At 62.6% G+C, this 12,769-nt stretch carries 9 protein-coding genes; 6 read left to right on the top strand and 3 right to left on the bottom strand.

All coding sequences use genetic code 11. The features are described from left to right. Window positions 1–28: 28 nt before the first annotated feature. The 3 genes from J1C49_RS05210 to J1C49_RS05200 form a co-directional block, all read right to left on the bottom strand. Entirely contained in the window at window positions 29–4,126 is a 4,098-nt protein-coding gene (locus J1C49_RS05210; protein ID WP_227444746.1) for an Ig-like domain-containing protein, read from the bottom strand. A gap of 490 nt (window positions 4,127–4,616) precedes the next feature. Beyond that, a complete protein-coding gene (locus J1C49_RS05205) occupies window positions 4,617–5,756 on the bottom strand; it encodes a Gfo/Idh/MocA family protein (RefSeq protein WP_227444745.1) in 1,140 nt (379 codons plus the stop codon). A 92-nt stretch (window positions 5,757–5,848) separates the two neighbouring features. Next, window positions 5,849–6,583, bottom strand: a complete 735-nt coding sequence (locus tag J1C49_RS05200) for a GntR family transcriptional regulator (protein WP_227444744.1) — start codon at window positions 6,581–6,583, stop codon at window positions 5,849–5,851. Between the two features lie 285 nt (window positions 6,584–6,868). On the opposite strand from J1C49_RS05200, the gene J1C49_RS05195 reads away from it, so the two are divergent. The 6 genes from J1C49_RS05195 to dctP all read left to right on the top strand — a co-directional run bounded on the left by J1C49_RS05195 (window position 6,869) and on the right by dctP (window position 12,664). Beyond that, entirely contained in the window at window positions 6,869–8,023 is a 1,155-nt protein-coding gene (locus tag J1C49_RS05195) for an LLM class flavin-dependent oxidoreductase (RefSeq protein ID WP_227444743.1), read from the top strand. 84 nt (window positions 8,024–8,107) lie between these two features. Further along, window positions 8,108–8,995, top strand: coding sequence for an aldo/keto reductase family oxidoreductase (locus J1C49_RS05190; protein WP_227444742.1), 888 nt, complete (start codon window positions 8,108–8,110; stop codon window positions 8,993–8,995). Window positions 8,996–9,034: 39 nt separating this feature from the next. After that, the gene (locus J1C49_RS05185) at window positions 9,035–9,550 is read left to right on the top strand and encodes a flavin reductase family protein (protein WP_227444782.1); all 516 of its coding nucleotides are present in this window, start codon (window positions 9,035–9,037) and stop codon (window positions 9,548–9,550) included. Window positions 9,551–9,608: 58 nt separating this feature from the next. Continuing rightward, window positions 9,609–10,187 (top strand): TRAP transporter small permease subunit, encoded by a 579-nt coding sequence (locus J1C49_RS05180; protein WP_227444741.1) that lies wholly within the window; start codon window positions 9,609–9,611, stop codon window positions 10,185–10,187. Between the two features lie 6 nt (window positions 10,188–10,193). Beyond that, window positions 10,194–11,483, top strand: coding sequence for a TRAP transporter large permease (locus tag J1C49_RS05175; RefSeq protein WP_227444740.1), 1,290 nt, complete (start codon window positions 10,194–10,196; stop codon window positions 11,481–11,483). A gap of 122 nt (window positions 11,484–11,605) precedes the next feature. Beyond that, entirely contained in the window at window positions 11,606–12,664 is a 1,059-nt protein-coding gene (gene dctP / locus J1C49_RS05170; protein WP_227444739.1) for a TRAP transporter substrate-binding protein DctP, read from the top strand. Window positions 12,665–12,769: the final 105 nt, after the last annotated feature.

The following is a 12,769-nucleotide window of genomic DNA, read 5'->3' as shown; positions in this document are numbered from 1 at the left end:
GCATCGGGCCGATCAGTCTTCTGTGCGGTTACACGACCGGGTTCACCTGCGTGATGTCGTCATCGATCAGAACCGTCGCATCCCCAAGCGAGAAGGCGTTGTAGCCCGCTCCGTTGGAGCCTTGTGGCGTCGCGCCCGTGATGGTCACGCTGTCATCCGATCCGCCTTCGACGATCAGGGTGTCGCTGTTCGACGACAGCGCCGCGATCTGCGCTTCGGTGATTGTCAGATGGCTGTCTTCCGCGAATTGCAGGTCGATGGTCTCGATCTGGAACAACGACAGGGCCGAGGCCAACTGGTCACTCATCTCGACTTCGGACCCCGCCGGATCGTCTGTCACGAGATAGGCACCCGAGGTATTGCCCGCCGCGTCGGTCGCGGTCAGGACAAGGTGCGAGCCGTCCGGCACATCCTCTGCAAAGGTGTGATACGTGGTATCGAGCGCGCCGATATCGACCGAGTTTTCCAACGCCACTTCCGTGATGGACGGCGCGGCGTCCGTGCCGACCACGTGGCCGATATAGACCGTATCGTCGGTGATCTCGGTGCGGATCTCGTCGACCCCTTCGGTATTCCGCCCGTAGCCGACCCAGGCCGGAGTGCCTGGCGCTTCGGTGTCGATGGCGATGGGTTGCACGATTTCACGCACGTTGCCTGCCGCGTCGGTGGCTTCGATGATCGCTTCCGGTGCGTGATCGCCAGCCGGGATCGCCTCCGGCGGGATATTGACGCTCCAGCTTCCATCTGCGGCAACACTCGCCACATGGGCCATGCCGCCGAAAGTGACCGAAACGGCAGAACCGACTTCCACATCTCCCGTCAGAACGAGACCGGCGGCGGCTTCTGCCGCGTTGATCACGCCGTCGTCGCCACCTGTCGGGTTGCCCGTGAGGATCTCGACTTCCGTATCGTAGGCCAGCACTGCCGTCGTTTCCGCAGGGTTGCCGGCCGGGTCGACTGTCTTGACCGCCACGGACACGTCACCGGTGCCCTCCGGGATCGCGGATGCCGGGATGACGGCGCTCCAGTCGCCATCGGCGTTGACTGTAGCGGTGATCACCTCGCTGCCGATGACAAGCTCGACCGTGCTGCCGCCGGCTTCGGTGGTGCCGGACAGCGTGACGCCGCCCATCCGTTCGACCGCGTTGACCACGTTGTCTGCCGTGACCGGATCGCCGGAGACCGCGAAATTCAGAACCTCGGTATCGACGGCGACACTGTCGGTGCGCAGAAGGGTGTTGCCCGCGCTGTCCGTGATCGTGGCCGAGATATCGGCCGTGTAGGTTCCGGGTGCGATTTCGGACGCCGCGAAAGGCGCCTCCCAGCGGCCCGCGCTGTTTGTCTGCACCGTATGCGTGACACCGTTCATGGTCACATCGACAAGCTGACCCGGGTTCGACGTGCCCGTCAGAACCACCCCGTCAGAGGCTTCGGCCGCATTGACCACGTCATCGGTTTCGACGGGCTCCGGGTCGATGGTCAGGATGCCGGCATCGGTATCGATCATCACCGACTGGGTCAGGCTGTCGGTGTTGCCCGCCGCATCGGTCGCATGAGCGGTGAGCGTCACGCTGCGTTCGCCGCTCGGCAGCTGATCCGCGCTGAATGTCGCGGTCCACGCGCCATCTGCGGCCACGTCGGCATCCACCGAGATGCCGTCAAGCTCAAGGCGCACGGAGCCACCCTGTTCGACCGTGCCGGTGAGCGTCAGGCCAGCGGCGGCCTCTTCTGCGTTGACCACGCCATCGGTGCCGCCCGGAGTGCTGGTTACGGCGAAGTTGCGCACGATCGTGTCGATGTCGAGCATCGCGGTTGCGGTCGCGCTGTTGCCTGCGGCATCGGTGGACACTGCAACCACCTCGGCCATCGCCTCGCCGTCCGGCAGGGCACCGGCCGCGAAAAACGCGGTCCATGTGCCCGTGGAGGTGACCGTTGCGGAGACCGTTGTATCGCCAAGCGTCACCTCGACGGTGGCGCCGGGTTCTGCCGTGCCGTCCAGCATCAGACCCCCGGCCCGCTCGGCGGCGTTGATGACGTTGTCGCCGCCGCCATCGCCGGCGTCTACTGTGACATCGGTGATTGTGTCGATCTGAACAACGTGGCTGGCCGTGGCCGTGTTGCCATACGCATCGGTGGAAACGGCTGTCATGGACTGGCTGGTTTCGCCATCCGGCAAAGCGCCCGCCGGGAGCATGACCGACCAAGTACCAGACGCGCTCACAGTGGCATCAAAGCTCTGATCGCCGACATTCAGTGTCACGGTGGCGCCCGCTTCGCCGGTCCCGGAGATCTCGACGCCCGCGTTGCGCATATCCGCATTGATCACGCCACCGTCATCGGTGATCGTCAGCGTTGTCTCGGTGTCGACGGAGAAGCTGTGCGTGATCGTGGTGCTGTTACCGACCGCATCGATCGCCGTGATCGCAGCGCTTGTCGCATAGGTGCCCTGGCTCAGCGCGGTCGCTTCGAAGGTCACGGTCCATGTGCCATCGGCGCTGACTGTCGCTTCGCGCGTGACACCCTCAATGGTCACGGTGACGGTGGATCCCATCTCCGTGGTGCCTTCCAGCACGAGACCGCCATCAAGCTCGGTGGCCGAGATCATGTCGTCTCCGGTCAACGGCGCGTTTGTCAACGAAACGGTGGCCTCGGTGTCCACGGCGAAGGTCGATGTTACCGAAGACGGGTTGCCCGCCATGTCAGTGGTCGACGCCGTGATGTCGAGGTTGTACTCGCCGGAGACCAGAAGGTTGGCGTCCACGGTGAGCGACCAGGTGCCGTCTGCGGCCACAAGCACGTCCTGTGTCAGCACGTCACCCAGTGTCACAACAATGATGGCGCCCGCGGTGGACGTGCCCGTGATCTCGAACCCGCTGTTGGATTCCACTGCGGCAACGATATTGTCCTCGGTCACCGCGTCGATGGTGATCGGATGCGGCACCGTGTCGATTTGCACCTGATCAGAGACGACCGTTGTGTTCCCGAAATCATCCGAGGCCGTGATCTGGATCTCGCTGGTATACTCGCCTTCGATCAGCACGTCCGAGCTGATGGTGAAGGACCATGTGCCATCATCGCCCACGACGACCGTATCGGTATAGGTGTCGATGACGATCGTCACGGTTGCGCCGATTTCAGACGTGCCGGACACCGTCACACCGCTCGTATAGCTCTCGGCGTTGAACAAATCTCCGACAGACACCGTGCCGCCATACACTTCGAGCACCGGGGGGATCGTATCGATTTCAACCGAAGGCCCCGTCAGATCCGTCACCGTGCCATCTGGATCGGTGACCGTGATGCCCACATCGTCATAATCGCCATCCGAGGGAAAATTATCGCCAATCAGCACGAATTCCCAGGTGTTATCCTCGCCAGCCGTGACCGTATGGGTTCTGCCGTCGATCTCCATCTCGACGACCGAGCCTTCATTCGCGGTGCCGGAAATCGTCCAGGAGGGGTCGTCACCCCCACCGATGCGGTCATCCGCGTCGGGGTTGTTCACTGTCGGCGCACGCCAGCCGAAGCCGCCGTTATTGCCGGCACCAGAGCCGTTTCCGCCGCCGCCGCCATCGCCGCCGCCGCTTCCGATGCCCGCGATGACCGCGCCGGTTGCGGCAAGCCCCGCCGCTCCGGCACCCAGACCGCCAAGCCCAAGAAGACCACCGCCGAACATCGACACATCGTCGACCGGCTCCCCCATGAGAACATGCGGATCGTCATTGAAGGTCAGAGGCCCGCCCGTGGTCGGCTTGCCAAAGGCGCCGAATTTTCCGCTGTCGCCGGTTCCATCCGCAAGCGAATACTGGGCAAAGATCGCGCCGCTGTCGACGCCGGTGAGATCCACTTCGAAAAGCAGGCCGTCGGAGCTGATATACAGGTCGTTGGCGACACCTTCCGGACCCATCGCGAAGTAGCCCTGCAGCACGATGACCCGGCCATCGGCCAGTGTGATCAGCAGATCTTCTCCCGCTCGATCATACCCGCGCAGGTTGACCTGCGCGATGTTGAGAGAAATGTCGTTACCGGTCCCGGCCGGAATTACAAAATTCTGATCCTCGCCACCAACGGACCCACTCTGAAGTGAACCCGCACTGGTACGGATCACGAAATCAATCGCGCTCATGATATAACACCGCTTTGCCTCTTGGGGGCCGCTTCAATGGCGAACACCCGCGTTTATTACCGCTGTGATTAGCGCAAAACCGCCTACGGCTCTAGATGTTTTTCATCAAGCGGGCGGGAGGAAGCGTATTTTATGCATGGTTTTCCGGATGAGCTGCGGAATTGCGGCCAGAATGTGACAATTGCGCCGCAGAGGGAAACCTCCGGAAGATTTCCATTGCATGACGGTCACATACGACTTTCTGCAACCATTGGCGGAGCGGACCACTCTGTCCGGACAACCCTCAATTACGTCTGCGATTGTGCAGCCGCAGCATATTGTGTGGCTGCCAAAGCTAGACCGAAATGTGCCAATGGTCCGAAAGCGCGCTTCTGAATGCGGACCATAAACTCGGAGGCCCGACTTTATCCGCCCGGCAGCTCCCCGTTACACGTCCTTCTCGCGACACTCCGCAGCGCAGCTCCGCGTGCGGGCGCCGCGCCGGCGCTTCTCAAAGCCGCACCGCTTCACCGGCGCGTGCGCTTTGCTGGGCTGCAAGGCCGATCCGGACAGCCCAGGCGCCATCCTCGAGCGTGACCTCCGGCGTGCCGCCGCTGCGCACGACCTCAAGGAAGCGTTGATGCTGGTAGAAGGTGGAGCCGTTATGGTCCCCCGCCTCCAGCAAAGTCGGATCGACGGGAATCTCGACCGTTTGCGGCCCCTTGGGCTGACGGGGCGACACAATCACCTGCGCGGTCGGCGGCAGCCCCAGATGCGTTGGCCAGAACCGACCGGGCCCCGGCACATAGGCCTCGATCTTGCCGCGCGGCCCGACGGCAGAGAGCTCCTCCTGATAGCGCGCCCCCTCGGCATACATGCAAAGCTCCAGCATCGCCCGTGCGCCAGAGGCGAAGTCCACCAGAACATAACCGGTGTCCCAGATATCAGGGCGCTCGCCGCCATATTCCTCGTCGAGATGGTTCACCTCCTGCCCGGCGCTCGCCATGACCCGAACCGGATCGGATTTGAGCACGAGCCGCATCAGGTCGAAAAAGTGACAGCATTTCTCAACCAGCGTGCCGCCCGTGTTGCGGTTGAAACGGTTCCAGTCGCCGACCTTGGGCAGGAAGGGAAAACGGTGCTCTCGGATGGTGAACATCGTCACCCGCTCGGTCGCGCGCTCCAGCTCTTCGAGGAACGTCGCAATGGGCGGCATGTAGCGATACTCCATGGCAACCCAGACCGGTGCCGGATAGCTTTCGCGCAGCGCCGCAAGCCGGGCTTCCTGTTCCGGCGCCGTGTACAACGGCTTTTCCATCAGCAGCGGCAAGGGACGCAGCCGGGCAATCTCCTCGAGCTGATCCACATGCAGGTGGTTCGGACTCACCACCAGAAGACAATCGAGGGTCTCGTCGCGCAGCAATTCGTCCAGTGACGGGCAAAGCCGCGCATTGGGCGCAATCGCCTTGGCTGCATTCGCCATGATCTCGTTCGGCTCATAGATTGCCGCCACCCGCGCGCCCGGCAAAAGGGCGATGTTGCGCAGATGCTCCTGGCCCATCATGCCGCAGCCGATCACGCCATACTGGATGATCTTCGTTCCTGCCTGCCCCGCGGCGCGGCCGCTCTTGTCCGTCTCGTGACCGTCCATTGGGTCCTGTCCTTTGCTTGGCTGCCCGGGCAATCCCCACTGTTCAGCCCGGGCCACATACCGGGCTGGCGGGTCTGCCCCCGCGCCCTCCTCTATCCGATCCGCGCCACATAGGTGGCCACGTCCGTATCAATCCAGTTGCGCGAAACCTCGGCGCGCGCACCGTCCTGCGCCCAGCCGATCCGCGTCGCCATCACACGCGCCTCTCCCGGGCGCGGGCCAAAAGTCTCCGGTGCCCAATCTGGCACAAAACCCATCCCCAACCGGTCCTCGGCCCGACTGATCCAAAGCCCCAGAGTTTCTCGGTAAAACAGGTACAGCGACTCCGATAGCGCCCCGTCATCGAGCCTGTCTGCGTAATCGCCGTCGAGCCAGATTTCCTCGAGAACCGCCGGGACGCCGCCAAGACGCCGCAAGCGCCGGATGCGATGCGCCTCCCCGGATGTGCCGAACTCCGGCAAGGCATCGGGTTTGGCGACGCGATCGACCGACAGAAGCTCCGCCTGCGGCAGGCCACCGCCCTCCAGCAACTCGACCCGGAAAAACGCGTAGACCGACTTCACGTCCTGCGTGGCGCGGATGTAATTGCCCGAGCCCTGGATGCGTTCGAGCATGCCCTTTTCGGCAAGGTCCGCCAAAGCGCGGCGCAATGTGCCCACCGAAATGCCAAGATTTCGCGCCATATTGCGCTCCGGCGGCAGACGCTCACCATCGCTCAGACGACCCGCATTGATGTCACGGATCAGCATTTCCGAGATCTGAACATGAAGCGGCAGCGCATAGGCATCGTGCCCCGCACGACCACCTCCCGCGCCGGGCTCAACCATGACTCGCGGTCCGGCCAGAGCACGCGGTCACCGGCGCGCAATCACGGACGACCAAAAAGACGCCGCCCCCGAAAAAAGGCCCCGCACCCAGAACACCGCCTTGCCGCGGGAGGAAACCCGCCCGGCATTGCAAAAACGGTCGGTCCGGAACATGGCCTTCAGACATCGCGCGCCCCAAATTGATACACTATTGATCTACATCAAATACGGTGCTACGCAATAAAAAATGTGCCCCATGCAGGCACCTTTTCCGCTTCTTGCGCATGCTCCACACAAAGGCCCGCCATGACCATCGTGCCCATAACATCCCCCGATCTCGACGCTGCAGAGGTGTCGTGGTTTGCCGCGCTGTGCTCGGATGACTACGAATATCTCGGCCATCCCGAAGGGCACCTGCGGTCTTCGTGGGAGCATTGCTCGGCAATTCTCAAGGAGGCGGAATCCCAAGGCTTCCGCAACATCCTGTGCCCGTCATCCTATCAGGTCGGGCAAGACACCCTGAGTTTCGTGGCCGGAGGCGCGGCGATCACCGAGCGCATCAACATGCTGGCCGCGGTCCGCTGCGGCGAGATGCAGCCGATCATGCTTGCACGGACCATTGCGACGCTCGATCACATGATGAAGGGGCGCCTGACCGTCAACATCATCTCTTCCGACTTCCCCGGCGAAAAGGCCGAAAGCGGCTACCGCTACCAGCGTTCGCGCGAGGTGGTGGAGATCCTGAAACAGGCATGGACGCGGGACGAGATCACCTACAAGGGCGAGGTCTACGATTTCGAGGGGCTGACGACCGATCCCGCGAAACCCTACCAAACGGGTGGACCGCTGCTCTATTTCGGTGGCTATTCGCCCGCCGCTCTCGAACTCTGCGGCCAACATTGCGACGTGTACCTGATGTGGCCGGAAACCCGCGATGTGCTGGCCGAGCGGATGAAAGCCGTGCATGCGGTGGCGGAAACCCATGACCGCACGCTCGATTACGGGCTGCGCGTCCATGTGATCGTGCGCGACACCGAGGCCGAAGCGCGCGAATGGGCCGAGCACATCACCTCCAAGCTCGACGATGCGCAAGGCACGGCGATCCGCGAACGCGCGCTCGATGCGGGGAGTCTTGGCGTTTCTCACCAGGCCGCGAACCGCGAGAAGGCCGACCTCGAAGGCTTCATCGAACCGCATCTCTGGACCGGGATCGGCCGGGCGCGTTCCGGCTGTGGCGCGGCGCTGGTCGGCTCAACCGACCAGGTGCTCTCCGAACTGGAGCAATACCAGAAGATGGGCATCCGGGCTTTCATCCTGTCGGGCTATCCGCATATCGACGAATGCCGGCACTTCGGCAGCCGGGTGCTGCCGCAGATGAAGACCTGCTCGCTGCCCGAAGCCTATGGCCGCGTGCCTTCATCACCCCCGCAAACACCGCTTGGCGCCGGCCCGCGCCGCTGAGCATTCCGCTCTTCGGCCCGGACGCCGGGCCGCCTCGCCACTTCAACAACACACGTTTCCCGACACTCCCAGAAAGACGCCCCGATGGACCGCATTCCCCTCAACGACGCCCTGACCATGAGCCGCCTTGTCTACGGGATGTGGCGCCTCTCCGACGACAAGGACACCTCGCCCGAGCATGTCCGCAACAAGATCGCCGCCTGTGTCGATCAGGGCATCACCACGATGGACCAGGCCGACATCTATGGCGGATACGAAGCCGAGGAGGTCATGGGCAACGCACTCACGCCTGACATCCGCGCCCAGATCGAGATCGTCACCAAATGCGATATCGTGGCACCCGCGGGGCGCTACAGCGACGCGCGCGTCAAGCATTACGATACGTCCCGCGCGCACATCCTTGCATCGGTGGACCACTCGCTTCGGCTGATGAAGATCGACCATATCGACCTTCTGTTGATTCACCGACCGGACCCGCTCATGGATCACCGCGAAACCGGCGCGGCGCTCGATGCGGTCGTTGCCTCGGGCAAGGTCCGCGCGGTGGGGGTCTCCAACTTCCGACCCCATGACTGGCGACTGCTGCAATCCGGGATGGATACACGGCTTGTCACCAACCAGATCGAACTGTCGCTGCTGCATAACGAACCGCTGGTGAATGGAGACGTGGCATTCCACCAGATGAAGGGAACCCCGATCATGGCGTGGTCCCCACTCGGAGGTGGTGCGCTTTTCGGCGACAGCAACACGGCTTTGCGCCAGCGCCTGAGTGCCATCGCCTCCGAGCAGGGAGTCGACGAGGCAGCGGTCGCGATTGCCTGGCTTCTGGCACATCCTGCGCGCATCCTGCCGGTGTTGGGCACAAACAATCTCGACCGCATCAAGAAGATCGGCGACGCGGCAAAGGTCTCTATGGATCGACAGACATGGTTCGAGCTCTACACTGACGCGCTCGGGCGGGAAGTCGCCTGACGCAAGAGCATTTCGCCCATGAAGGACACCATGACCACCATGTCGATTCCGACCCTTCCCAGCTTCGATCCGGCCCATGCCGACCATTCTCGCGCCTTCCGGGACGCTTTGGGACAGTTCGGCACCGGCGTCACGATCGTGACCTGCCAGACGCCGGACGGCCCGCTTGGCATGACCGCCAACAGCTTTGCCTCTGTATCACTGGACCCGCCACTGGTTCTGTGGTCCCCGGCAAAGGCTTCGCGGCGCTACGGACCCTTCATCGCGGCAAAACGGTTCGGCATTCACGTCATCGGCGCAGACCAATCAGAGCTTTGCGTGAATTTCGCCCGAGACGGGTCGGGCGCTTTTGCCAAATGCGACTGGGAGGCGAACACCGACGGAGTGCCGTTGCTGTCGGGATCTCTGGCGCGGTTCGAATGTGCACAAGAAGCGTTGCATGATGCAGGCGACCATACCATCATCGTGGCACGGGTGACGCGCGTGACCACGTCAGAAGGGGCGCCCCTTCTGTTTCATGCAGGCCGATACGGAGGGTTTGCCGACGCGTCATAAACCGCGCCCAAAAAGACAAGAAACGCGAAACGGGCGCGCGAAAGGGAGGGATCGGCCTATGGCCATTTTGCTGGCGCTTCTGCGCCCGTTGCAGTCTGTTCTCGACATTGTCCTGCGGGTCGGGCGCTGGATTGCAACTCTTGCGATTGCGATCATGGTCGTTGCGATCCTCTTGCAGGTGTTTTTCCGATATATCCTCGGCAACGCGCTGCCCTGGCCCGAAGAACTCGCCATTTTCCTCATGCTCTGGATGACCGGCCTCATTGCACCCACCGCTTATCGGCGAGGCGGTTTCGTTGCGCTGGAAATCGTGACCGCAGCGCTTGCACCCCGTGCCGCGGCGCTGCTCGCCCTGGTGCTTCTGATCCTGTCGGGGCTGGTGCTGATGATCGGGCTCGACATGGGCCTTGGTGAAATGACCAGCCTCGCCGGCAAGTTCAAATCGGCGTCGTTGAAATATCCCACTGCCGACGGATGGGAAAAAATGCCCAACAGCTGGCAGATCGCATCGCTTGTCACGGGGCTTGCCTTGCTGCTGGCGGTCAATATCGAGCTGATCCTTCGGGCTCTGGTGACACTTGCAGGCGGGGGCGAACGGTTGCGCCCACTGCTCCATGAAGAACTCACAGGGGAGTAAGGCGCGATGTTGGTTTGGTTCTTACCGCTGTTCCTGCTCTTCCTGATGATCGGCTTGCCAGTGTTTTTCGGCATGCTGGCCGCACCGGGCATCATGCTGTGGCTCAATGGTCAGGAGCGGGATCTGATCCTGCTCTACCGCAACGTCTATAACGGCATGGCAAGCTTCCCGCTCATGGCGATTCCGTTCTTCATGTTGGCGGGCGAGCTGATGAACCGTGGCGGCATCACCATGCGCCTCGTAGAGTTCTCGCAGGCGATGATGGGCCATTTTCGCGGCGGCCTGGCGCATGTGAACGTGCTCAGCTCGATGCTGTTCGCGGGGCTGTCGGGCTCTGCCGTGGCGGATACCTCCGCGCTTGGCTCGATGCTGATCCCCGCCATGGAGAAAGAGGGCTATTCGCGCAAATTCGCCGCCGCGATCACAGCGGCATCGTCCGTCATTGGCCCGATCATCCCGCCTTCGGGCATCATGATCATCTATGCCTATGTCATGGGTGAAAGCGTCGCCGCGCTGTTTCTTGCAGGCATCGTCCCCGGTATTCTGGTTGGGGTGGGTCTGATGGTCATGGTCAAGATCATGGCCGACCGCTACGACTTCCCGGCGTCACGCCAGAAGGCAAGCTGGGGCGAGCGCGGGCAGGCGTCGCTGAAGGCGTTCTTCCCGCTTCTGACCCCGGTCATCATCCTCGGCGGCATCCTTCTGGGGGTCTTTACCCCGACAGAGGCCGCCGCGGTCGCCGTGGCCTACGCCATCATCATTGGCCTTTTTGTTCTGCGCACGCTCAAGGTCTCCGATCTGCCCGATGTGCTGATGCGTGCGGCGCTGACCTCGGCCACGGTGCTCTTGCTCGTGGGCGCGGCAATGGCGTTCAAAACGGTGGTGTCGCTGTCTTATGCGCCTCAGATCCTTGCCGACTTCATCCTTGGGCTGAGCCAAAACCCGCTGGTCCTTCTGTTCCTGATCAACCTGCTGCTGTTTCTTGTTGGCATGTTCCTCGACGCGGGCCCGGCGATCATCATCCTCGGACCGATCCTCGGGCCGATCTTTGTGGATCTCGGTATCGACCCGATCCATTTCGCGATCATCATGTCGGTCAATCTCACCGTCGGGCTGGCGACCCCGCCAATGGGTCTCGTGCTGTTTGTGGCAAGCTCCGTGTCAGGCGAACGGGTCGAAACGATTTCACGGGCCATCCTGCCCTTTCTCGCGGTCGAGATTTTCGTGATCTTCCTGATCACCTTCGTTCCCGAGATTTCCATGACGATCCCGCGCCTGACGGGGTTCGCGGACTGACAGGACGCGGGGCGAACCCGCTCACCATTGCCGGGCCGCGACGGGCCATCCGCCGCGCTCCGATTTCACCGGGCCCTTCGGGGCCTCGACCCGGACCAAAGAAAGCAACAGGGAGAAAACTCATGCTCAAAGGTCTTACCAAGGTGGCGCTCACCGCCGCCCTCCTGGCAGGCAGCGCGCTGTCCGCCGCGGCACAGGACATCACGATCCGTGCCACAGCCAACTCCAACGAAAACGACGAGGACTATGACGGTCTCGTGGTGTTCAAGAACCATGTCGAGAATGCCTCGAACGGGCGCATCGCCGTCGAGCTCTTCATCGGCACGCAGCTCTGCTCGGGGGGGGCGGAGTGCCTCCAGGGTGTGGCTGACGGCTCGATCGACGTGTTTGTGACCACCTCGGGCGGTGCGGCGGGCATCTTCCCCTATGTGCAGGTGCTCGACCTGCCCTACCTGATGTCCGATGACCGGGTCGCGGAGCATGTGCTTTCGGGCGATTTCACCCGCAAGATGCGCGCGATGGCGCTTGAAGATTCCGGCGACACGATCCGCATCATGACCATCGGCAACACCGGCGGATGGCGCAACTTCGCCAACACGCAGCGCCGCGTGACGCAACCCTCCGACCTCGAAGGCCTCAAGATCCGCACCGTGGTCGCAGACCTGCCGCAGGAAGTCGTGAAGGCCATGGGCGCCGCCCCGACCCCGATCAGCTGGCCGGAGCTCTTCACCTCCTTCCAGACCGGCGTTGTCGACGGGTCCAAGAACGGCATCACCGACATCATGGGCATGAAGTTCCCCGATGCGGGCCTTCAATACGTGACGCTCGACGGGCACGCCTACATGGGCGCGATCTGGGTGATGAACAACGAAAAGTTCCTCGGCATGGATGAGGACATGCGCCGCGTGGTGGTCGATGGCTTCGCGGCGCTTCAGCAGGCGACATTTGCCTCGCCAAAGCGCAAGTCGATCCAGGCTTACCAAGACTTTGTCGCGGGCGGGGGTGATCTCTATGTGCCGACGCCGGATGAAAAGGCCGCGTTCCGGGATGCCGCACAGCCGGTGTTCCAGTGGTTCCAGGACAATGTCGATGGCGGCCCGGAAATCTTCGAAGCGCTGATGCAAGCCGTCGAGGAAGCGGAAGCCGACCTCGCCTCGGGCTATGAGGCTGACCTGAACTGATCTTCGCCGCGCGTGATGATCATGAAGCCGTCCGGGAAACCGGGCGGCTTTTCTGATGTATCTTGCAAAACCTATCGTACGATCGCGACCAGCCCCGTGCACCGA

This window comes from Cognatishimia sp. F0-27, assembly GCF_020667845.1.
GTDB lineage: Bacteria > Pseudomonadota > Alphaproteobacteria > Rhodobacterales > Rhodobacteraceae > JAFMPQ01.
The sequence above is the reverse complement of the archived record's forward strand: the minus strand, read 5'-3'. Positions and strand labels throughout refer to the sequence as shown.

What these genes read in the sequence shown, in the direction of transcription:
- J1C49_RS05210 (WP_227444746.1), bottom strand. Translation starts at nt 4,126, where the DNA reads ATGAGCGCGATTGATTTCGTGATCCGTACCAGTGCGGGTTCACTTCAG.
- J1C49_RS05205 (WP_227444745.1), bottom strand. Translation starts at nt 5,756, where the DNA reads ATGGACGGTCACGAGACGGACAAGAGCGGCCGCGCCGCGGGGCAGGCA.
- J1C49_RS05200 (WP_227444744.1), bottom strand. Translation starts at nt 6,583, where the DNA reads ATGGTTGAGCCCGGCGCGGGAGGTGGTCGTGCGGGGCACGATGCCTAT.
- J1C49_RS05195 (WP_227444743.1), top strand. Translation starts at nt 6,869, where the DNA reads ATGACCATCGTGCCCATAACATCCCCCGATCTCGACGCTGCAGAGGTG.
- J1C49_RS05190 (WP_227444742.1), top strand. Translation starts at nt 8,108, where the DNA reads ATGGACCGCATTCCCCTCAACGACGCCCTGACCATGAGCCGCCTTGTC.
- J1C49_RS05185 (WP_227444782.1), top strand. Translation starts at nt 9,035, where the DNA reads ATGTCGATTCCGACCCTTCCCAGCTTCGATCCGGCCCATGCCGACCAT.
- J1C49_RS05180 (WP_227444741.1), top strand. Translation starts at nt 9,609, where the DNA reads ATGGCCATTTTGCTGGCGCTTCTGCGCCCGTTGCAGTCTGTTCTCGAC.
- J1C49_RS05175 (WP_227444740.1), top strand. Translation starts at nt 10,194, where the DNA reads ATGTTGGTTTGGTTCTTACCGCTGTTCCTGCTCTTCCTGATGATCGGC.
- dctP (WP_227444739.1), top strand. Translation starts at nt 11,606, where the DNA reads ATGCTCAAAGGTCTTACCAAGGTGGCGCTCACCGCCGCCCTCCTGGCA.